This is a genomic window from Pseudomonas sp. Z4-20, assembly GCF_051131955.1.
In the GTDB taxonomy this organism is placed as follows: domain Bacteria; phylum Pseudomonadota; class Gammaproteobacteria; order Pseudomonadales; family Pseudomonadaceae; genus Aquipseudomonas; species Aquipseudomonas marvdashtae.
Map to the genome: position 1 here is coordinate 4,981,410 of NZ_CP071641.1, position 21,929 is coordinate 5,003,338.

Sequence of the window (21,929 nt, forward strand, 5' to 3'; positions counted from 1 at the left end):
TTGCAACCCTCTTATTTTTATTCGACGCGCCGAGCAATCAACTCACGTGGGTCTCTCCAGCGGTCGACAACTCCATCAACGCTTTCAGCGTGGCACCGCTCTGGATGTCAGGCAAAGCGCCTAACCGTGCCATGAGCGTCGAAACGGAATATTGTCGGTTCCCGCCGAAGTCTAGCAAGACCTCCCCACGAAAGTCGACATCGGTCGCAAACACTTCACGACAGATCACACTCCGTCCGCTGTCCGGATCGATGATCACCAGATGCTCATCGACGTGGCTCAACAACAATTGGTCAGGCTCATCCAGTTCCCAAATCAACCTGCCAGGTGCTGTCGCCGCGTCGCCCCACGACCGCCGGCAGTCCAGGATGACCGACTCGATCCGCCGCCAGAGCGATTTCGATAACCGGTAGGTCACCGTACCTGGGCCCATGCGCAGGACCAGGACAGTGACGTTGTCCGGTAGCAGCGCCTGGAGATTATCCAGCTTCGTTTCGTGGCTTTCGACAACCATCACCTCGCCCTCACGCTGGACATAGCTGAGCGGTCCAGCATGTCCCTCCTGCGGGAGCGTCAGCAGTCTCCCATTCTGGTTTTCGCGGAGCATTACATTGGTCTGCCGTTGGGTTCCCAACACCTCGAATGCTGGCGGAAGTGCAGTCTTGGACACCCGGATGACCCGCCCGGTCTCGGCAACGAACCATTTAAGGCTACCAGGCTCCTCCACCGTCAGCAGGGCGCTGCGGGAGGGGGCGCTCGCCAGTCGCTCAAGCGCCTCCTGCTCGCGATCGCCTTGGGCGATAACCCATTCATGGGTGGCGCCGGTGATCAATGCCGGCTCATGATCTCGCAGTCTGACCACCAGGCCTTCATAGGTGATGCCACGCAGCCCCGGCCCATCGGCCTCCAATTCGAGAAACTGCCAGGGCGCCCATTCACGTTCCGCCAAGGGTAATACGTCAGCCTGGAGCAATCGCGAACCGCGCCCGAACGCGGTCTCGATCTTGTCCGGATCGATAAAGGCCTGGCGACAGACCTCGCCACTCACAACATTGAATAACCAGGCGGCTTGGCCATCCGGCGTTACGTTCAGCAGGCGGATTTCCGTTGCCTGTCCAGGGTTTGCGAGCAACAGCTTGTTGTCGACATACCAGGCAAACAACCTCGGTTTACCGCTGGGGTTGGTCAAGCCAACAAGCGCAAAACGTTCAGTGGCATGCTTGCGTGCCAGTGGTTTCAATGCAGGCCACCAATGCGTCTGCTCATGCTTCTTGAACCAATCTTCGTTCACGCCTCCCAGTGCCAGGTTTCCCTGGGTGGTCAGGTTGAAGAACACACCATCAAAAGTCGTGGCCACGTATCCGTGATCGGTAGCGAAGACTTCCTTTATGTTCCCCGTCTGCATCCAGCGGTTGGACCATTGCCCTTTGTCGTTCACCACGGTTCGTTGTCTGCGACAGACAGTCTTATAGCGTCGGTCATAAATCAAGAACGCATCGCTTCCTTCTACCTGCGCCAAAAGCGTCAACTCAGTCATATGCTTGATCGAGTCAGGCCAACCACGGTGATGATTGCGTGTCGGCACGGGACGGATGATCAAGTTGTCACTACGACGTACCCACGCCATATCCCGGTACGCTTCCTCCGATTTCCAACAGATCGAAACGAAAGGAGCCGGTTGCCAAGTAACCGTATCGTAGGAGTGTTCATTACCAAAAGAGGGCGAATAGGCGTAACCATCGCCAAGCAACTGGGGCCAGAACTCCAAGTGTTCGCTGGCGCCAAGGAGCGTTTCCAAACCTGTGTCGAGGTCTCTGGTGATTGATGTCAGCAAGAGCTGCTCATCATAAATCACATAAGTCAACACATCGCGACTCCCATCCAGGCGAGTAATCTGCTGCACGACATGGATGACGCCCTGCTCGTCCGCCTCGACGCTCTTGATGACAGCGTCGGCGCTCAGTGAACCCCACAGCCAATAGTGTCGGCTCAGCAGTCCGGTAATGGCGTCGACCTGCCAGATCCTTACGTCGGCCGGGTGATAGAACCAGACATATCCGTCTGCCACCGCCCCTAGGACCGTCGGCGGCTCACCACTGATTTCGTCACGAATGTAGAGAAAACGGTCCGCCTTCACGTCGTACCAGGCCGAGACGTACCGCGGATTAAGTGGGTCCTCGAATGGAATCTGATAATTTTGTACCGGTGTGTGGAGCACCACCAATCGGTGCTGTTGATTCAATGCCTGGAAATGCTCCTGCAACCCCTGCTGAGCCATTCCCGTTGGCATCACCAACTCGACAACATTGAGCCGGCGCTGCTCCAGATCTATCTGGAACACCTGCTGGGTGCCGGTCCGAAGCAAAACTTCGTGACGGCCCGCTCCAGTGAAATCCACCTGAACATCGCCAACGGACAATTTCCCAGCCGACCCAAACCGAACATCGCTTTCCTCCGCCCAAGGGGCGTCCAGTACCCAACTTGAATTCAACGTTTGCGCCGTATGGAAAATCAGGCTCACGCCGGAATTGAGCAGCAATGCGCAACGCTTGCCGCCCCCTTGGATCTGATAAGTGATTTTCCCATGCCAGATTTCAGGCAGCTCAGGCACGACCAGCGAGCGATCGGTATCGTCGAGCAACACATTGATGATCGTTGGGCGATAGTCCGGGTCGAAAAGACGATAGAGGATGTATTCGCTCGGAAACGAATAGAAGGAGAACAGAAACAGCCATTTGCCTTCCGGCAGCCATTTCTCCAGGCGCCGTGCGGTGTCGAAACCGGTGTCATAACGGGTGGTGGCACCTGGCAGTGCCTTGTATTCGTAGCGGTAGCAGGTTGGCGGCGTGCATGGCAACACGATGGCTTGCCCGGAAGGAGGCGAGAAGCTGACGTGGGCTGGTAGGTTCAGCTCGCGGCGGAGATTGATTGCCCGATCGTATTCCGGGTCAAATGTCGGCACGCCGAAATGATCGCGCAGCGGAAATAGCTTGGGGCTGTCCAGCTCCAAACCGCCACCAGCCAGATCCACGGTCTTGATGATCAGCGATGGGCGGGGCTTCCAGGCGCCATGCTCCCTGTCAAATTGATAAGCGTTCAGGTGAGCCTTCGCTACTTCGTCGAAAAACAGCCCGACTTGCTTGGCTTCTGCAGCAATAGTTGCGAACCCCTGGGCCAGTGCCGCCGCTCCCACCGCTAGCCCCCCCAGCATCACGGAAGCGCCACCGAGCACCGCCCCTGCCGTCGCAGCGCCGGCCATAGAGGCCCCCAAAGCCACCCCCGATAACGCCAGGCCGGCGGAGTCGAAAGCCAGTTGAGTGCCGAACTGGGCTCGCTCAACTTCGGTTTGTGCGGTCGACAATTGATAGATGTCGAATCCGACATTTGCCAATTGCAGCAGTCCACCCGTCGCTTCGTTCACGGTGGAACCCACAGAGGTCCTGACCATTGGCGCGACGGTATCGGCAATCAGTTTCTCTTCAGTCAGCGCTTTGCGGACCAGTCCCACCAACTGCGCAGCATCGGCCACGTTGCCGTGCACTAATTGCACATAGTTGACATAGGCATGCAATCGCACCGCCAGGGAGGGCGAGCGGCCTGCGCCTTCCCTGCCCCTCAGTGCGTTCATCAGCGCTTGTATCGCGAAACCAGCGTTCAGGGTATGAACGCTACCTGCGTCGAAGTGATCGCTCAAAACGGCGGGATGGTTGGCCAAGGTCGAAAAACGTTCCGTGAGGTATTTTTTTATCCTTGGGAGGCGTTGATCGTCCGCGTGGATCTGCACCGGTTCATCGTGGTTGGCCGGATCGATCATCGTCATCCGGTATGTTTCGCCCGACGTGGTTTCCAGGGTGTCGAACAACGGCACATGGTTGGACGTCAGATGATTTTCTTGTTGAAGGTGAGTGGTCGCTTCAGCGATCTGTTGCGCCCACCAATGGCCATCCAACGCCAGCAGGCAGCTGCCCAGCTGCGGGTTGCTCTGAAGTGATTGTCCTCGGGCACTGGCGACGCGCTGTCTGACTGAGCGGTGCGACTGTCCTGGCAATGCGTCAGGTTGCAACAGGTCCGAAACCCTCACAGCATTGGGCATTACCTCCCGTGCCACTCGCACGCCGTCCAGCTCGATCAAGTCGAAGGCCGGACGAGCCGCATCGCCATAGGCCGCATACTGGCGGGCCATCCCTTGCTCGATAAAAAACGCCTTAAGCGCCGCGCTGAAACGGGTCGCGTCCTGGAACTCGAACACACCAAAATTCGGATCATAAAAGTGAAAAGCACCGCCCTCGCCTCCAGCGGTCTTGGCAATCAACATGGCGTGATTATCAGAGTTGAGCATCAGCGTACCGAACGATTTTTCCTGCAGGATGCGCACGACCCCATCCAGGTCGGAGCGCGCCAGCGCACTACCTACGTCATCAATCGGCAGGTCACGCAGTGATTCCAAGCTGTGCAGAAACACAGCGGAATCACTGGCGTCATGCTTCGCGACCGCCAATTCGAATCGATTGCACAAGGTTTTAACCGCGTCCAGCCCCTTCGAAAAGGCTGCCGCCATGGCCAGGGACAGCGGATAACACCGCCCGGCCACCCGATCACCCGGTCCCTGGAGGAGTAGATCCTGCGGTACAGATCTGAACTTGTCGGGATCCGTCGCTGACACAACCTTGTGCAGCCGGGTGACGACCTGGACCCGATGTTCATGAATCGCCGCCTGCCGGATACGGGCAGCTTGCTGGCCCCATTGACGTAACGTCAGCGGTTGCTCAAGGGCAATTTTCTTCAGGCTCAACGCCGTTTCGTCATGCCAGGGAAGAACGTCCGCCACGCTCGCCAGCCCCGCCAGGAATGCCGGCGCTCGATGCGTGAACAGCGCTTGCTCGATCGTCGCGTAATTGTTGACGGTTCCTGGTTTCTTGAAATCATTGATCACATTGTCCAACTGCGGGCGAACCGCCTCGAAGCTGCGATTATCCAACGTCTTTACACCGATCAACGCGCCAATCTGCAGACGTTGCAAAGGACTCAAATGAAGGAGATCAAGATGACCTTCGGCGAGTTGGTTCAAAAGCGTCGAAATAGACAAGGGTTGCGTCTTTGGATCGCTCAACGGTACGGGCGCAAACGCGTCGGTGCTTTGTGCAAGAATCGATTGGCGTTCATCAAATCCCAGGGGCACAACGTTTTCGAAAGTACGCACACCGTCATGGTTCTGGTTCATCGCCTGCATGAAGGGCTCGCCCAGCTCATCCGCCAGATGCTGCAACAGGTCGGTGGACAGCACATGGCGATCCTCGATCAACGGCCAACCTTTTTCGAATTCGATACTGTGGTGTTTGAATAGTTGGGCAATGTCTCCCGCATAGCGAGCTTGCATTTCATTCCGGGTCCAGCGTTGTTTTTCGTCCGTGACCCAGTCTTCTACAGGTTTAGCTTTCCATGAATGAACTCTCTCTTCCTCGGTAGCGTTGTTGAAACCCGTCATTAACCGAACGAAGCGACGCGCCGCTTTAGCCCCGTCTGGCGTGAAAAGCCTGCTTTCATACTCCAACAGACCGGCTCGAACAGCATCTGGCCCCGTCAGGTATATCGTGCCGTCAGCCAGTGGGTCGACGCCGTCACTGAAATAATCGGCAATGCCCCTGCACAATTGCGGCAGGGGACCAACGATATGGAACTCGTCCTTGAGCACCTGCTCCGTAAGGGCAAAGAAGGGATCACGATCATGGAACTCGATACCCTCTTTCCCGGCTTGACGCTCAACCGCGAGCAAAGCCTGGTAGTGGGTCTCGAAGCGCTTGATGATGGCCTGGAGTGCAGCCGACCCGGCATGGCTGACAATCAACGCATTGGACTCGCCCTCACCGATCATCGCCAATCTCAAACTGTCGACCGGAGCACTGCCATGCGCGAATGGCACAAACACCTGCTTCAACGAAGGGGATTTTTTCGCAAATTGCTCTAGCGCACCACGATGCTTCGCAGGGATTGCACGGGTGTAATCCTCGCCTGATCCCGGCTCCGGCGCCTGGCGGGCCGGCATCCAGTCGGGATTATTGTTCAGCAGCAACTGCAGCACACCCAGCCGTCCGGCGGGGGTCATTCGGTTGACGTCAACACCCGCCAACTCATCGGCAAGCGGCGGCAAGAAATCCACGTCATTGTAGATACCCCCCTCGCCGTACATGACCAACAGCCGCAAGATGTCCGAGGCTGACGCGAGGTTACCGCGCAAGGACATTTCACGACGATAAAAGTCCTCCAGTCCAGAGAACGTCGGCAGGTCATGAACACTGCGCAATTGCATACCGTCATTATCAAGGCTGCGCATGATCTGGGCATTCGCTTCCTTCAGTGCACGCAGAGCAACTTCGTCGCGACCATAGCCGCGAACCAATAAGTCAATGCGCGCCTCATCGGCGCTTTTACCCTGCTCAACCGCTCGACTGACGTGCAAAAACATTTGGCGTTTCAACGCCGCTATCCGCGGCTCATAACGCTTGGCCAGGTCTGCATGCGAAATAACTTCATCCCCTGCGCGGGACCATACGCCCGCCTTTGCCGCCTCGACAATGATCCGATTGGTTTCGACTATCAACAACCCGTCCGGGTCATGCCAGACATTCACGGAGAAGTCAGGCATTGTTTTTTTCCAGAGGCGAAGATAGTTCAGTTGAATGTCGCCCACACCTCCCCCAAGCCAGATGAAATGCAATTTTTTCGGAACTTCCGTAGCAGGTTGCTTCAATAGTTCGAGACTGTGGGACAGACTCGCTTCGTAAGTTTCCAGCTTGTCATAAATACCCGCCAACTTCCCTCCGGTGCTGGCGGGGTTCGACGTTGAATCTGGCGTCCGGCGACGCCTGGCTTGCCCTTGAATCGACTCTAACGTTTGCTTCAGCAACGCCAAAGGCGCCAGCATCAGGGGCGTGTCCTGAGTCTCGATACAATTGGCGTAATATTGGAGCGCTGCGGGGTAGTGCTCGGAATCTTTATACGAAGATAACAGCCCCTCCAGTTCCCCGCGCTTTAACACCTCACCGAATGCGACATATTGACTCACCGACACCTTTTCAAGATCACTCATGAACAATAATTCCATTTATTGTTAAACCATATAACCCACAGGCTTTTATCGTGCAGGCACTCAACGCCCTGCACGGGCCTTCACGCATTCAATGACTACTTAAAATGGGGCGTTTTACATCGACTCGCAGGATAAATCAAACCGACATTATCCGATCAAGCAGCCGCCCCCCCCCTGAGACGGCGAGCAACATAACCCACCGATAATGTCATATTCAACCTACACCGCGCCCAATAATTATTTCAAATAAAACCACAAACCACACATGAGCCCCGCCTGCATAAAACACAAATACAACGACCTGTTTCTTGCAGCAAACTATCGCGCTGGACGAATCAAAAAACAGAATCGTCAAACACCACGACAATAAAATAGCGGAGCAACTTTTAATGATAGCGGCCCGAACGGACCGCCAAGTTTCATCAGGCAGGTTTGTTGCCGTACCAACGCGGGGTATACACCCACTCTCCACCTTCGGCACGGGGAAACACGCACGTGGTGGAAGAGCCCACGAGAACCATGGTGCGCATGTCCACCTGGTCCGGCGTCAACTGCCCCAATGTCGTGACGCGCAAGGTCTGGCCCGGCCGGCCAATGTCGCGTCCCAACACCACCGGAGTATCCGGCGCACGATGCTGCGCAACGAGCTCGAGCGCCCGTCCCAACTGCCATGGGCGGGCGCGCGAGATCGGGTTGTAGAACGCCAGGGCCAGGTCGGCTTCGGCCGCCAGGTCCAGGCGCTTCTCGATGATCGACCAGGGCTTGAGGTTGTCCGACAGCGACATCACGCAGAAGTCATGCCCCAGCGGCGCGCCGGCCTGGGCGGCGGTGGCCAGGGAGGCCGAGACGCCTGGCAGGATTTGCAGGTCGACAGTGTGCCAATGCGGATCACTGGATTCATGCAACGCTTCGAGCACCGCCGCCGCCATGGCGAATACGCCTGGATCGCCTGAGGACACCACCACCACCGACCGCCCTTGGGCCGCCAGTTCGAAGGCATGCCGGGCGCGCTGCATCTCTTCACGATTATCGGTGCAGTGTTGCACCTGGTCGGCACGCAAAGGCCCGGCCATGCGCACGTAGGTTTCATAGCCCAGCACGTCCGTAGCGCGATCCAGCTCGGCGCGCACGGCCGGCACCATCAGCTCGGCCGCACCAGGACCAAGCCCGATCACCGCCAGTCGTCCGCGAGGGCGACCGATCCGTTGCGGATCGACGGGCTGCTCGGCCACGGCGATGGCAATGTTGCCCAAGACCTGCACGTATGCCGGTTGACCCGTGGCGTCGCTTAACCACTGCACCGCGCTGCCATTGGCCGCAACGAAACGCAGCGGCACGCCCAAGGCCGAAGCGGCGTGCTGCAACTCGGAGCGCGCCATGTCGCTGTCCGCCGCCAACACGCACGCCACTGATTGCATCGCGAGTCCGGCCTGAGCCAGCGCTTGCTCAATGGAGGTCGATACCACCATCGCGCCAGCCTCCACCGCAATCAAGACGTTGCGCGGATAGATGCGCAACTCGTTCAGCGCAGGCACTCCCGCAGCACTGTCGATACGGATCGCCAACCGCGCCTGTGCATCTTGCGGCAACTGTGCCTGATCCAGCCACGGCGCCGCGCCTTCGATCCGCACCGGCTCACCGGCCAACAGGTCGGAAACGAAGCGCTTGCCCTGCTCCAGGTCACCGAGGCGGTAGCCGCCTGGCGGGTTGAGCAGGCAGGTACCGAAACGCAATTCGCCGCTGGTGGTGATCGCCGGCGCGACTTGCAGCATTGCCGCAATGTCCCGGGCCATGCCATTCACCCCGCCCAGGCCGCCCAACAGCGGTACCACGGCGCTGCCATCCTCGGCCACCGCCAGAACCGGCGGTTCGGCGCCTTTCTCCAGCAGCAGCGGCGCCAGGGTACGAATGACGATGCCTGCCGCGCACAGGGCGATGATCGGCGTGTCCTGTTGGTAGAGTTCGCGCAACGTCGCACCAAACTCAAGGTATTGCCGATCGCCCTCGACTCGACCCGCCAGGCCGTGGATCAAGGCGTCGGGATAACGCTGCTGGATTCGCCGGGCCGTCGCCAGGCTGCCCTGGCCGAGGATGACAATTGCCGGAGCTTTTGAAGTCATCCCTGCCACCGCTCGCCAGGGACGATGATCAGCGAGAAATACGGCGAGGACATCGGCTCTACTTCATCCAGCGGGACGATTTTCTGGTTGGCCATGGTCGCGCGCTCGACGTACAGCGCCCGCCCGTCCAGGCCCAGTTCCTGGAGCACTTGGCGAACCTTGGGGAAATTGCGTCCCAGCTTCATGATCACCGCCGCATCGGCGTCGGCCAGGCGACGCTTGAGATCGTTGTGTGGCAAGACACCGGAGAGCACCGACAGGCTCTGGTTGCGGTACACCAGCGGCGCACCCAGCACCGAGGCGCCACCCAGCATCGAACACACGCCTGGAATGACCTCGGCGTCATAACGCTCGGCTAACCGATCGTGCAAGTACATGTAGGAGCCGTAGAAAAACGGATCGCCCTCGCAGATCACCGCCACGTCGCGACCGGCATCCAGGTGCACCGCCAACTGCTCGGCGGCGGTGTCGTAGAAATCGGCAATCACCTGTTCGTAGGACAGCGGCGCCGGCAACGCTTCGGTGGTGACCGGGTAGACCAGCGGCAGCAACGTCTGCGCATCCTGCAAATGAGCCTCGATGATGCCGAAGGCGTTGCCCTTCTTGCCCTTGGCGACAAAGTACGCCACCACGGGCGATTCACGCAGCAGGCGCAAGGCCTTGACGGTAATCAGTTCCGGATCACCTGGCCCCACGCCAAGGCCGATCAGACGTCCAGGCTGCTGCATCATTCAACCTCCGTGGCGAGGGCGTTGACGGCGGCGGCGGCCATGGCACTGCCGCCGAGCCGTCCTTGCATGATCACGAACGGCACGCCACGGCTGTCGGCCGCGAGCATCGCCTTGGACTCGGCGGCACCGACGAAGCCCACCGGAAAACCGAGGATCAGCGCCGGTTTCGGCGCGCCGGCATCGAGCATTTCCAACAGGTAGAACAGCGCGGTCGGCGCGTTGCCGATGACCACGACGCTGCCTGCCAGATGGGGGCGCCATAGCTCCAGGGCGGCGGCTGAGCGAGTGTTGCCCAACTCGCGGGCAAGCTCCGGGACGCTGTCATCGCGCAGGGTGCAGATCACTGGGTTATTGGCCGGCAAGCGCGCGCGAGTTACGCCTTCGCTGACCATCCGCGCGTCGCACAGAATCGGCGCGCCAGCAGCCAGCGCCTCGCGCCCGGCCGTGCCCGCGCCCTCGGAAAACTGCAAGCCATCGATGGCCTCGACCATGCCGCAGGCGTGGATCACCCGCACCGCGAGTTTTTCCAGGTCGGCCGGAATGCGCGCCAGGTTGGCCTCGGCACGAATGATCGCGAAGGAGTTGCGATAGATCTCCTGACCGTCGCGGATGTAATCAAGCATCAAGGGGGCTCCGGGGGTGAGCGTCGAGCCAGTGGCCGAGCGCTTCGATTGTCAGATTGTGTGCTTGCAACGCGCCAAAACCCGGCAGCGTGGCATCGCGAAAATACAGGTCGTAACGACCGGGGGCGACCGCCAGCAAGGTGGCGGGCGCGACATGGGCCGCCGCGCAGGAACGCGGGCAGCCCGACAGATGAACCTTCAGGGTTCGGCCCTGACGTTGCAGCAGTTCAGCCAGTTGACGAGCGTCGGCCTTGGTCTCGGCCAAGGCCTTGGCGCAGCCACTGGAGCCGGTACAGGCGATGAGCTGCGCCAGGGGTTGGTCGAGCGAAACCAACAGGCCCAACGCCTCTAGCCGTTCCAGCACTTCCTCGGCGTCCTCACGGCACACGTTGGGCAGCAGCAGGCTTTGCCAAGGGGTGAAGCGAAGGCTGCCGTCGCCCTTCTCCCTCGCCAGTTGCGCCGTTCCCCGCAGCATGACCGCATCGAGCCGCCCCAGGGGAGCCGCCGCGCCGATATAGACGCGGTCGTCGTGCTGGGGATGGACGCCGAGGTGCAGTCCATCGATGGACACATCCCGCTGCCAATCCAGGCAAGGCTGCAGAGGCACGCGAGAGGCCAATCGGGCCACGAATTCATCCTCAGGGACCTCAGCCAGCAAATGGCGCATGCGCGTCTGGTCCGGGCGGGCCCGGTCGAGGAACAGCTCCAGCACCGCCACCACCAAGGCATGTCCCTGGGCGAGGGGCACCTTGCCCGCCGGCTTATCCAGCGGGGTGCCGGCCAAACCGAAGGCCAGCCAGGGCTCGCCGTCACGGACAAGGGCCGAGAGCCACAGGTCGTGGTGATGTTCGAGCATCGCCAGTGCTTCTCCGCCATCCAGTTGCACGGCGAACTTGGCCGACAGCTCATGGAAACGTTCATGGGTTTGCAGGGTGACGAGGATCTGCTCGGCCAACGGGCGGGTGTCGAACAGCATCTGCCGGTCGATCCCGGCCGAAGGGCTGAGCATCAGGTTGCGCACGTCATCACCGGCCGGTTTGCGCGGGCCAAGCCCGGCGGCCAGCAGTGGCTCGATCAACGCGTTGTGCTCGGGACCGATCCCACGGATTTGCAGGTTGGCGCGATTGGTCGCCTCGATCACGCCCCCGGCGAACCGCTCGGCCATCGATGCCACGACTTCGGCCTGATCCGCCTGGAGGGAACCGCCATCGAGCTTGATCCGACAGATTCCCCCGTCCAGCGCCTGGACGACACGCAGCAACCCCGGGCAACCGGAGGGGCGTACGACGAGGGAGGATGGACGTTCGTTCAAAGGAAGACCGGCAATAAGAAACGCCACAGTGGCGAGGAGCGCCATTATGCCTGCTTTGCCGCGACTCATGAAAAGCTTGCTGGTCGCAATGCTGGTGGTGGACACACAGGGATGGTTCACGCCTGATCCGCCGGGGCGCGGTATGATGGCGGCACAGTTCGCGGTGGCGATACGCCAGTCGATCAACCCCATTTATTCGAGGAACAGAGATGACCCCCTGGCTGACCGTAGTGGGCATCGGTGAAGACGGCTTCAAGGGCCTGGGCCGGACAGCCCGCCATGCCTTGCTGCGGGCATCGCGGATTCTGGGCAGCGCCCGCCAGTTGGAGTTGTTGCCACTGTGTATCCGTGGCGAACGGGAGTTGTGGCCCAGCCCGTTCTCCCTGGAACCGCTGCTCGCTCTCCAGGGCGAACCGGTGTGCGTGCTGGCCAGCGGCGATCCGATGTTCTACGGCGTGGGCGCCAGCCTGGCGAAACACGTGCCTTGCGCTCAAATGCTGGTCATTCCCGCGCCATCCTCCTGCTCGCTGGCGGCGGCGCGCATGGGCTGGCCATTGCAGGACGTGGTCACGCTGTCGCTAGTGGCGCGTCCGCTGGCAGCGCTCAACGGGCATTTATCCACAGGGGTCAGGCTGCTGCTGCTGAGCAACGACCGCCACAGCCCTGCCGCCGTGGCGACGTTGTTGCACGAGCGAGGGTTTGGTCCGAGCGCCATGACGGTGCTGGAACATTTAGGCGGCGCGGCAGAACGGCGGATCGAAAGCACTGCGACGCAATGGTCCGATGACACCGTCGCCGACCTGAACCTGATCGCCATTGAGGTCCGGGCCGAGCCTTCGACCTTGCGCTTGTCACGCCTGGCCGGTTTGCCGGACACCGCGTTTGAGCATGACGGTCAGTTGACCAAGCGTGACGTGCGCGCCGTTACCCTCGCCCGCCTCGCCCCGACACCCGGCGAGCTGCTCTGGGATGTTGGTGCCGGCAGCGGCTCCATCGGCATCGAATGGATGCGCAGCCACCCCAGCTGCCGGGCCGTGGCCATCGAAGCCGATGAAGGCCGGCAAGGCTTGATCGAACGCAACCGCGACACCCTCGGCGTGCCCGGACTGCAACTGGTTCGCGGCAGCGCCCCGCAGGTGCTGGAGAGTCTGGAGCGGCCGGACGCGGTGTTCATTGGCGGCGGCGTCACACGAGAAGGCGTGCTTGACACCTGCTGGGCCCAGCTCAAGCCCGGCGGGCGGTTGGTAGCCAACGCGGTAACGCTGCAAAGCGAGATGACGCTCATGAATTGGCGCGAACGCCACGGCGGTGAGCTGACTCGCATCCACATCGCCCAGGCCCAGCCATTGGGCGAGTTCGATACGTGGCGCCAAGCCTTGCCGATTACCTTGCTGGACCTGACGAAACCTCTCGATGCGTGACGAAACCGCCGAACAACCCGCGCCCTTGCGCAGTGGCCTGACCACCGGCAGTTGCGCCACGGCGACCAGCCTGGCAGCCGCGCGACTGCTGCTTTGCGGCACCGAAGCCGACGCGGTGGAAATCGTGTTGCCCAAGGGCAAGCAGGTGCAGATGCGCCTGGAGTTCTGCCGGCTGACCGAACAGGGCGCCGAAGCCGGGACGATCAAGGACGCCGGCGATGACCCGGACGTGACCCACGGTGCCCTGCTTTTTTCCCAGGTACGTTTGATCGTCGAGCCCGGTGTGCATTTCGTCGCCGGTCGCGGTGTCGGCACAGTGACGCGACCAGGGTTGGTGCTGGGCGTCGGTGAGCCGGCGATCAACCCGGTGCCACGCCAGATGATCCGCGATCATTTGGGCCGTTTGGCCGAAGAGCGCGGTTATGCGGGTGGTTTCGAAGTCACGGTCAATGTCGAGGGCGGCGAAGCCCTGGCGCTGAAAACCATGAATCCGCGCCTGGGCATCCTCGGCGGCCTGTCGATCCTCGGCACCAGCGGCATCGTCCGGCCGTTTTCCTGCGCGGCCTACATTGCCTCGATCCACCAAGGCATCGACGTGGCGAAAACCAACGGCCACCTGCACATCGCCGCCTGCACCGGCAACGCCAGCGAAGACACCATGCGCCGGGTCTACAACCTGCCGGAAATCGCCCTGATTGAAATGGGCGATTTCGTCGGCGCGGTGCTCAAACATGTGCGCAAGGTGCCGGTGGAGAAGCTCAGCCTCTGCGGCGGCTTTGGCAAGATCAGCAAACTCGCCGCCGGCCACATGGATCTGCACAGCCGCCATTCAAGCATCGACCTGCCGCAACTGGCCGAATGGGCGGCGGCCATCGGTGCCGATGAAGCGTTGCAGCAAGGCATCCGGCAAGCCAACACCAGCCAGCAAGCCCTGGCGATGGCCAGCGCCGCCGACATTGCCCTCGGCGATGCGGTGTGCGAGCACGCGCTGGCCTTCGCGCGTAGTGTGGTGCCGGCCCAGGTTCAGGTCGAGGTCTTCGCCATCGACCGCCAGGGCGGGATTGTCGGCCATGCCGGTGCCTTGTCATGAGGAGCCTTGAAATCAAACGCATCCTGCTGCTCGGCGGTGTCACCGAAGCCCTGGCCATCGCCCGCACGCTCGGGCCACAGCATATCTACAGCCTGGCAGGCATCGGTCGCATCCCCACCGACCTGACCTGCCAGGTGCGCGTCGGCGGCTACGGCGGCGCTGAAGGGCTGGCCCAATTCATCCGCGCCGAGGGCATCGAGTTGCTGCTGGACGCCACCCACCCCTACGCCGCCCAGATCAGCCACAACGCCGCCCACGCGGCCCGCATCTGCGCCATCCCCTGCTGGGCCCTGCGCCGCCCGGCCTGGCAACCCCGGGCCGGCGATGACTGGCGCGAAGTGGCTGACTGGGCCGAACTGATCCAGGCCCTGCAACCCTTCCACCGTCCCCTGTTCACCCTTGGACGCGAGCCGCTGCAACACCTGCATGAAATCCCGCCGGAGCAATTCTGGACCCTGCGCGCCCTGGACGTTTACTCCGGCAATGAACGTTGCGAAGTGATTGGGGCCCGTGGGCCGTTTCACATCGAGGGCGAGCGAGAACTGTTTGAACGACGGCGGATCGATGTGCTGGTCAGCAAGAACAGCGGCAGCACGGCTACTGAACCGAAGCTGGAGGTGGCGCGGGAGCGAAGGGTGCCGGTGGTGCTGTTGAAGCGGCCGGTGTTGCCGGGGGTGGATCGGGAGTTTGGAATGGTCAATGAAGTGCTGGACGCTTTATCCGTACCAAACGGGTTCTGAATTCAGCACATTCGCGCGACATTTCCGACAAATTTTCAAGACAGAGCCGGCTGTTTCGTCCAAGACGTTCAATTCTATAGTTCCGTTCCTTAATACCCACGGCAGCACCTGGCAGTCATTAAGCATGAGCGACCCGTCTCGTGCCGAGGAAAGTGCTGCTTGCCAATATGTATCCCAAGGAATACGATCCGAATGATCGAATTTGAACAGTCCCGAGTATTTTCAAGCTGGCTTAACGGGTTGAAGGACATTGCTGGGAAAGCTCGCATCATTGCCAGGCTTCGATCTGCAGAGCATGGAAATTTTGGGGATTGCGAGCCGGTCGGCAACACAGTGTATGAGATGCGTATTCACTCAGGTCCGGGCTACAGAGTGTATTTCTCCCGTCGAGGCTCCGTATTTTATTTACTGCTTGTCGGAGGCGACAAATCAACCCAGAAACGGGATATCACGCGCGCTAAACAAATGGCGCTAACCATGGGTCAAGAGGAGTGAATCATGACCGAGGAATTCACACGTTTCGACGCAGCGACCTACCTCAAAACACCTGAGGAAATGGCTGCTTATTTGGATGCCTGTTTCGAAGAAGACGCGGGTGACGGCGTATTGGTTCGAGCAGCCCTTAACGATATTGCCAGGGCAAAAGGCATGACGCAGATTGCCCGTGATGCAGGCTTGGGCCGAGAGAGTCTTTATAAAGCACTGGGAAGTACAGGCAATCCAGAGTTCACGACCATCATGAAGGTCATGAAAGCTTTGGGCCTGAGGTTACATGCGACGGCCATTTGACAAGCGATAGCCTCCCTCGGAATGATCGTATGTCAGTTAACCAACCCGAAAATCCATTGCTACTGTTAACACCAACCCTGCGACCCTACACCGCACGTGGCTTTTTTACTTCTCAACCCCGATCAGGCTAAATACCGCCACCTGATCGCCCAACCGAGCGGATTGCCCCATGTCCCGACAACGGCTTGCATTTGCCTGGATCGCCTGCTTCGCAGTGCTGTTCAACATGCTTGCCATGCCGCTTTCCAGCAGTGGGGCGGCGAAGGCCAATTCGCCAGCCGAGCAACTGCTATGGGGCAGTTTCTGCTCATCCAGCGGCACGAAGATGCTGGCGGTGTCCCTGGGCACGTTCGAACAGGACACGCCACAGAAAGACAATCATTCGACAATGCAGCATTGCTGGTGCTGCTCGGGTCCGGCGCCGCTGATGGCGCTCACCGGGCATGCGCCACTGTTGTATCTGGATGCACAGCTGGCCCATCGCAGCGCAATCCGCTCGAAACTGGACAGCCCCACCCCGCGCCAACAATGGCCCAGCCTAAATCCCCGCGCCTCGCCTCTGGCCTGATTCTTCCCGCATAAAATTGCGCCCTGAATCGTTCCGGAGAATTGCCATGTTGAACAGACTTATCCTGCTGGCTGCCTTGCTGCTTCCCGTCGGCTTCGCCCACGCTCACCAGTACAAGGCCGGCGAGCTTGAGATCGCCCACCCGTGGTCCCAGGAATTGCCGCCCAACGCGCCGACCGTGGCCGCATATTTCGTGATTCACAACAGCGGCACGAGCGCGGACAAACTGTTCAGCGTCGACTCGCCCATCGCCGGCCAGGCCGAATTCCACGAGCATGTGATGCAAAACGACCTGATGAAAATGCAGCAGGTGCCCGCCGTCGATATCGCCCCCGGTGCAACCGTCACCTTTGCGCCAATGGCCTATCACGTGATGCTCCTGGACCTGAAGGACCGCAGCCTGCTTAGCGACGGCAAACGTTTCCCCATGACCCTGCATTTCGAAAAGGCCGGGGATATCAAGGTCGACGTCAAGGTGCAGAAAAAAGCCCCTGACGGCGCCAAGACGCACATGCACGCCCAGTAGACGTAGCCGCCCATGCAATCTCCTCGCGCCAGCCTGTCCACGCACCGCCGTCAGCCGACGAGCCTGACCCGCGGCAGCTGGATCAGCCTGTTCGCCATGCTGATGATTTTTATCGGTCCGCTGATTTCCCAGTCGATGCCGATGGGTCAACGCATGTCCATGATCATGTCGATGGACATGGACATGGACATGGACATGGGCATGGACATGGGCATGGATATGACAGCGCACGAAGTGCCGGCAGCCGAGCATTGCCCACCCCAGAGCGATCACCATGCGTTGTGGGAAAAATGCGGTTATTGCAGCCTGCTGTTCAACTGCCCCGCGCTGCCTGGCGGCCATACGTTCGCCGTCTTCGACTCGCCGCCTACCCACAGCTACACCAGCCCTTCCCCGCGCCTGGGCCATGCCCGACCGGCGTTCTTTCCGGGCGCCCGTACCCGCGCACCGCCCCTCGAAGCGTAAGCCCGCATCTACTCACCCGGTCGCAAAGGACAGCCCACGATTGCCCTGAGCCCGGAGATGAGTTTTCTGACAACGCAGGCAAGACCTGACACCTGACCCTGTGTCCACTGAAGGCTCACCTGCTATCGGTTGCCCGGCAACCGCACAACATGACAACCCAATTTGCCCTGCGGAGCGCTTTTGCAATGAGCCAACCGAAACCGAATTTTTATAACCTGGCCTGGCGCTGGCATTTCTATGCCGGTCTGTTCGTCGCACCGTTTATGGTGATGCTGGCCCTGACCGGCATCATTTACCTGTTCAAGCCACAGCTCGACCCCCTGATGTACGGCGATCTGCTGAACGTGCCGGCCGGCCATCACACCTTGGCGGCGGACGATCTGCTCAAGCAGGTTCGCCAGGCCTATCCAGACGGCCAGGTCACACAGTACCTGCCGCCGATCAATGCCGAACGCAGCGCGCAATTCGTGGTGATCGACAAGGGCCGGGAATTGAACGTATTCATCGACCCGTACCACGGCGATGTCCTCGGCGAGCAGGACGCCAAAGACAACCTGCAAGCCATGGCGCGGGCGATCCACGGCGAATTGATGATCGGCACCGTCGGTGACCGGCTGGTGGAAATGGCCGCCGGATGGGGCGTGGTATTGCTGGTTTCCGGGCTGTACCTGTGGTGGCCGCGCGGGCAATCGTCGGCCGGCGTGCTGTGGCCGCGCTGGAACGCTCGCGGCCGGGTGTTCTGGCGTGACCTGCACGTCGTAATCGGGTTCTGGGGCTCGGCGTTCTTGCTGGTGATGCTGCTCAGCGGCATGACCTGGACCGGCTTCTGGGGCAAGCAATACGCCGACCTCTGGAACCGCTTCCCGGCAGCGATGTGGAACGACGTACCGAAGTCTGACGTGGAGGCCGGCAGCCTCAACCACGCCCACCGCCAGACCGTACCCTGGGCCATGGAAAACACGCCGATGCCGATGTCCGGCGACCATGCCGAACACATGGCCCATGGCGGCATGCACGAAGGCCCCGCTGCCCCGACCGTCAACCTGCAAGCGGTGCAGGACATCGCCGCCGAGCGCAGCGTCGAGCCCGGCTACAGCATCACGTTCCCAACGACCGCCAGCGGCGTGTTCACCGTCGCCGTGTTCGCCGACGACCCGCGCAATGACGCGACCCTGCATGTGGACCAATACACCGGCAAGGTCCTGGCCGATGTGCGCTGGGAGCACTACAACCTCGTGGCCCGCGCCACCGAAACCGGAGTGATGCTGCATGAAGGCAAGATGTTCGGCCCGGTGAACCAGATCATCGTGCTGTTGATCTGCCTGATGATCCTGCTCAGCGCCGTGAGCGGCCTGGTGATCTGGTGGAAGCGCCGGCCGCAAGGCAAGTTCGGCGTGCCGCCGTTGCGGCACGACTTGCCGACGTGGAAGAGCGGCGTGTTCATCATGCTGGCTCTGGCGCTGGTGTTCCCGCTGGTGGGAGCTTCACTGGTAGCGGTGTGGTTGCTGGATCGCCTGGTCACGCGACTCAATCGCCAGCCTGAGACGGCCTCATCGTCAAGCTGAAGAGCGTGCATTAACGGAAAGCGGCGAGATGCCTCTACAATCGCGCCGCTTTCCAACGATGAACACAGCCCGATATGTTCCAAACCCAATCCTGTGTGCAAGCATGACCTCGCTGACCCTCTCCCATCTCGCCTGGACGCCCTTGGGCCATGGCCACTGCCATCACCAGTTCCAGCTGCGCGACGCCACGTTGCAGGTGGCAGCCGGAGAGTTTGTCGGGTTGATCGGGCCCAACGGTAGCGGCAAGACCAGCCTGTTGCGCTGCGCCTATCGCTTCAGCCGGCCGGAACATGGGGAGATCAAACTCGAGCATCACAATCTCTGGAAACAGTCCTCGCGCTGGTGCGCCCAACGCATCGCCGTGGTGTTGCAGGAGTTTCCCGACGCCTTTGGCCTGACGGTGGAAGAAGTTGTCGCCATGGGCCGCACGCCCCACAAGGGCCTGTTCGACGGCGACAATCATGAAGACCGGCGCCTGGTGCTCCAGGCTTTGCAATCAGCGGGACTCGATGGCTTTGGCGATCACGCATTCTCGACGCTGTCAGGCGGAGAAAAACAGCGGGTAATCCTCGCCCGGGCACTGGCCCAACAACCGCAGTTGTTGATTCTGGATGAACCGACCAATCACCTCGACCCACGTTACCAACTGCAACTGCTGCAATTGATCAAACGCCTGGGTATCGGCACCCTCGCCAGCATCCACGACCTGAACCTGGCCGCCGCGTTCTGTGATCGCCTGTATGTGATCGAACACGGACGGATCGTCGCCAGCGGCACGCCCAAGGATGTCCTGACCCCCGCACTGCTGCGTGAGGTGTTCGGCGTTGAAGCGCTGGTGGACGAACATCCGCTGGCCGGCTGCCCACGAATCACTTGGATAACCCAACCATGACCTTGCGCTTCCTGCTGCTCCTTGCGCTGTTGCCCGGCAGCGCCCATGCGTTGGCCGAGGCCACTCGCTACCCGTTGACGATCCAGAGTTGCAACCGCCAAGTGGTGTTCCACGAGGCGCCCCGGCACGCCGTCAGCCATGACATCAACATGACCCAGATGATGCTCGCCCTGGGCCTCAAGCCACGCATGGTCGGCTACAGCGGTATCAGTGGCTGGAAATCGGTGACGTCGGACATGGCGAAGATCCTCGATGGCCTGCCGGAACTGGCCGCCAAGTATCCCTCGGTGGAAACCTTGCTCAATGCCGACGTCGATTTTTTCTTTGCCGGTTGGGACTACGGCATGCGGGTGGGCGGCGACCTGACGCCGCAAACTCTGCAGCCGCTGGGCATCAATGTCTACGAACTGACCGAGTCCTGCGCGTTCGTGATGAAGCGCCCGGCGGCCACGCTGGAGGACACCTACAACGACCTGCGCAACCTCGGCAAGATCTTCGACGTGCAGGATCGCGCCGATGGGCTGATCGCGACGATGCAGGCCCAGGTGGCCGAAGTCCGCCAGCACCTGCCGTCCGAACGTCCTCGGGTATTCCTCTACGACAGCGGCGAGGATCGAGCGATGACATCCGGGCGACTGGGCATGCCCCAGGCGCTGATCGACGCAGCGGGCGGGCGCAACATCCTCGACGACGTGGAAACCAGTTGGACCCGGGTCAACTGGGAGAACGTGGTGGAGCGCAACCCCGAGGTAATCGTGATCGTCGACTATGGCGAAACCACCGCCGAGCAGAAGCAGCAGTTCCTTTTGGATAATCCGGCACTGCAATCGGTGGATGCGATCAAGCATCGGCGCTTCATCGTGATCCCCTATGTACAGGCCACGCCGGGCATCGATAACGTGCTGGCGGTGCAAACCCTGGCGAAGGGTTTGCACCGCCAATGAACACTCGTCGCTATGGCGCGCTGTTGATCTTGCTCGGCGTGATGCTGCTCGTGTCGTGCGTGGTGTCCCTGGGCTTCGGGCCGGCGCGGGTGCCGGTGGGCGTGGTCTGGGACGTCCTGTTGAACAAGGTTTTCGGCGTGGGCGACGTCTATTGGACGCCGGGGCAGGAGCACATCGTCTGGCTGATCCGCGTACCGCGCCTGCTGCTTGGCGCCCTGGTGGGTGCGGGGCTGGCGTTGATCGGTGCGGTGCTGCAAGCGGTCACGCGCAATCCGCTCGCCGATCCGCATCTTCTCGGCGTGACGTCCGGCGCGACCCTGGGTGCGGTCATCGTGGTGCTGCATGTCGGCGAAATCATTGGCCTGCTCACCTTGCCCCTCGCCGCCTTCATCGGTGCATTGCTGAGCATGTTGCTGGTGTTGGCCATCGCCGCTCGCCAGGGTCGCCTGGAAAGTGATCGCCTGCTGCTGTGCGGCGTCGCGGTGTCGTTTGTGATGATGGCGGCGGCCAACCTGCTGTTGTTCCTCGGTGATCATCGCGCCAGTTCGGCGGTGATGTTCTGGATGCTCGGCGGCTTGGGCCTGGCGCGCTGGGAACTGCTGGCCGTGCCGGCCGCCAGCGTGGTGCTGGGACTGGTGTTGCTGCTGGGCATGGCCCGCCCGTTGAACGCGCTGATGGCGGGCGAGCAGACCGCCGTGACCCTGGGGCTGAACGCGGCGAAGGTGCGGTTGTGGATCTTCCTGATCGCGTCCTTGATGACCGGCGTACTGGTCTCCATCAGCGGCTCGATTGGTTTCGTCGGGCTGATGGTCCCGCACATCGCACGACGCCTGGTGGGCGCCGAGCATCGTCGGCTGCTGCCAGCCTGCGTATTGCTCGGCAGCCTGTTCCTGGTGTGGGTGGACGTGGCGGCCCGCACGCTGATCGCGCCGGAGGACTTGCCGATTGGAGTCGCTACCGCAGCTATTGGTGGACTGTTTTTCATCGGCTTGATGCGCCGACGATAAAAGCAGACTGACTCCCTCGCCACAGGTGGGTGTTCACAAGCAAGGTATC

General features: G+C 61.0%; 17 protein-coding genes. 12 read left to right on the forward strand and 5 right to left on the reverse strand.

Features of this window, described 5'->3' with window-relative positions:
- Positions 1-37: 37 nt before the first annotated feature.
- The 5 genes from J3P82_RS22860 to cobG form a co-directional block, all read right to left on the reverse strand.
- Complete coding sequence (locus J3P82_RS22860; protein ID WP_434558789.1) at positions 38-7,087, reverse strand: TcdA/TcdB pore-forming domain-containing protein; 7,050 nt, start codon at positions 7,085-7,087, stop codon at positions 38-40.
- A 422-nt stretch (positions 7,088-7,509) separates the two neighbouring features.
- The gene (cobJ, locus tag J3P82_RS22865; RefSeq protein WP_434558790.1) at positions 7,510-9,207 is read right to left on the reverse strand and encodes a precorrin-3B C(17)-methyltransferase; all 1,698 of its coding nucleotides are present in this window, start codon (positions 9,205-9,207) and stop codon (positions 7,510-7,512) included.
- Positions 9,204-9,935, reverse strand: a complete 732-nt coding sequence (locus J3P82_RS22870) for a precorrin-2 C(20)-methyltransferase (protein ID WP_434563937.1) — start codon at positions 9,933-9,935, stop codon at positions 9,204-9,206. Before J3P82_RS22870 ends, cobJ begins: the two co-directional genes overlap by 4 nt.
- Positions 9,935-10,561: a precorrin-8X methylmutase gene (locus J3P82_RS22875; RefSeq protein WP_434558791.1), complete on the reverse strand. Its 627-nt coding sequence runs from the start codon at positions 10,559-10,561 to the stop codon at positions 9,935-9,937. Before J3P82_RS22875 ends, J3P82_RS22870 begins: the two co-directional genes overlap by 1 nt.
- Positions 10,554-11,918, reverse strand: coding sequence for a precorrin-3B synthase (gene cobG, locus J3P82_RS22880; RefSeq protein WP_434558792.1), 1,365 nt, complete (start codon positions 11,916-11,918; stop codon positions 10,554-10,556). The genes J3P82_RS22875 and cobG overlap by 8 nt, the downstream gene beginning before the upstream one ends.
- 164 nt (positions 11,919-12,082) lie before the next feature.
- Between cobG and cbiE the strand changes: the two genes are divergently transcribed.
- From cbiE to J3P82_RS22940, 12 genes are all read left to right on the forward strand, one after another.
- Positions 12,083-13,294: a precorrin-6y C5,15-methyltransferase (decarboxylating) subunit CbiE gene (cbiE, locus tag J3P82_RS22885; protein ID WP_434558793.1), complete on the forward strand. Its 1,212-nt coding sequence runs from the start codon at positions 12,083-12,085 to the stop codon at positions 13,292-13,294.
- Positions 13,287-14,384, forward strand: coding sequence for a cobalt-precorrin-5B (C(1))-methyltransferase (locus J3P82_RS22890; RefSeq protein WP_434558794.1), 1,098 nt, complete (start codon positions 13,287-13,289; stop codon positions 14,382-14,384). Before cbiE ends, J3P82_RS22890 begins: the two co-directional genes overlap by 8 nt.
- Before the next feature lie 11 nt (positions 14,385-14,395).
- Entirely contained in the window at positions 14,396-15,124 is a 729-nt protein-coding gene (locus J3P82_RS22895; RefSeq protein ID WP_434563939.1) for a cobalt-precorrin-6A reductase, read from the forward strand.
- Between the two features lie 192 nt (positions 15,125-15,316).
- Positions 15,317-15,619: a type II toxin-antitoxin system RelE/ParE family toxin gene (locus J3P82_RS22900; protein ID WP_434558795.1), complete on the forward strand. Its 303-nt coding sequence runs from the start codon at positions 15,317-15,319 to the stop codon at positions 15,617-15,619.
- A 3-nt stretch (positions 15,620-15,622) separates the two neighbouring features.
- Positions 15,623-15,913, forward strand: a complete 291-nt coding sequence (locus J3P82_RS22905; RefSeq protein ID WP_024617344.1) for an addiction module antidote protein — start codon at positions 15,623-15,625, stop codon at positions 15,911-15,913.
- 169 nt (positions 15,914-16,082) lie between these two features.
- A complete protein-coding gene (locus J3P82_RS22910; RefSeq protein ID WP_434558796.1) occupies positions 16,083-16,481 on the forward strand; it encodes a DUF2946 domain-containing protein in 399 nt (132 codons plus the stop codon).
- A 46-nt stretch (positions 16,482-16,527) separates the two neighbouring features.
- Positions 16,528-17,007: a copper chaperone PCu(A)C gene (locus tag J3P82_RS22915; RefSeq protein ID WP_434558797.1), complete on the forward strand. Its 480-nt coding sequence runs from the start codon at positions 16,528-16,530 to the stop codon at positions 17,005-17,007.
- A 12-nt stretch (positions 17,008-17,019) separates the two neighbouring features.
- On the forward strand, positions 17,020-17,472 hold the full coding sequence (locus J3P82_RS22920) for a DUF2946 domain-containing protein (RefSeq protein ID WP_434558798.1): 453 nt from the start codon (positions 17,020-17,022) through the stop codon (positions 17,470-17,472).
- Positions 17,473-17,657: 185 nt separating this feature from the next.
- Positions 17,658-19,037 (forward strand): PepSY-associated TM helix domain-containing protein, encoded by a 1,380-nt coding sequence (locus J3P82_RS22925; RefSeq protein WP_434558799.1) that lies wholly within the window; start codon positions 17,658-17,660, stop codon positions 19,035-19,037.
- A gap of 103 nt (positions 19,038-19,140) precedes the next feature.
- Positions 19,141-19,929 (forward strand): ABC transporter ATP-binding protein, encoded by a 789-nt coding sequence (locus tag J3P82_RS22930; protein ID WP_434558800.1) that lies wholly within the window; start codon positions 19,141-19,143, stop codon positions 19,927-19,929.
- Positions 19,926-20,873 carry an ABC transporter substrate-binding protein gene (locus J3P82_RS22935; protein ID WP_434558801.1) on the forward strand — a complete coding sequence of 316 codons (948 nt, stop codon included), beginning with the start codon at positions 19,926-19,928 and terminating at the stop codon, positions 20,871-20,873. The genes J3P82_RS22930 and J3P82_RS22935 overlap by 4 nt, the downstream gene beginning before the upstream one ends.
- Positions 20,870-21,880: a FecCD family ABC transporter permease gene (locus J3P82_RS22940; RefSeq protein WP_434558802.1), complete on the forward strand. Its 1,011-nt coding sequence runs from the start codon at positions 20,870-20,872 to the stop codon at positions 21,878-21,880. The genes J3P82_RS22935 and J3P82_RS22940 overlap by 4 nt, the downstream gene beginning before the upstream one ends.
- Positions 21,881-21,929 lie beyond the last annotated feature (49 nt).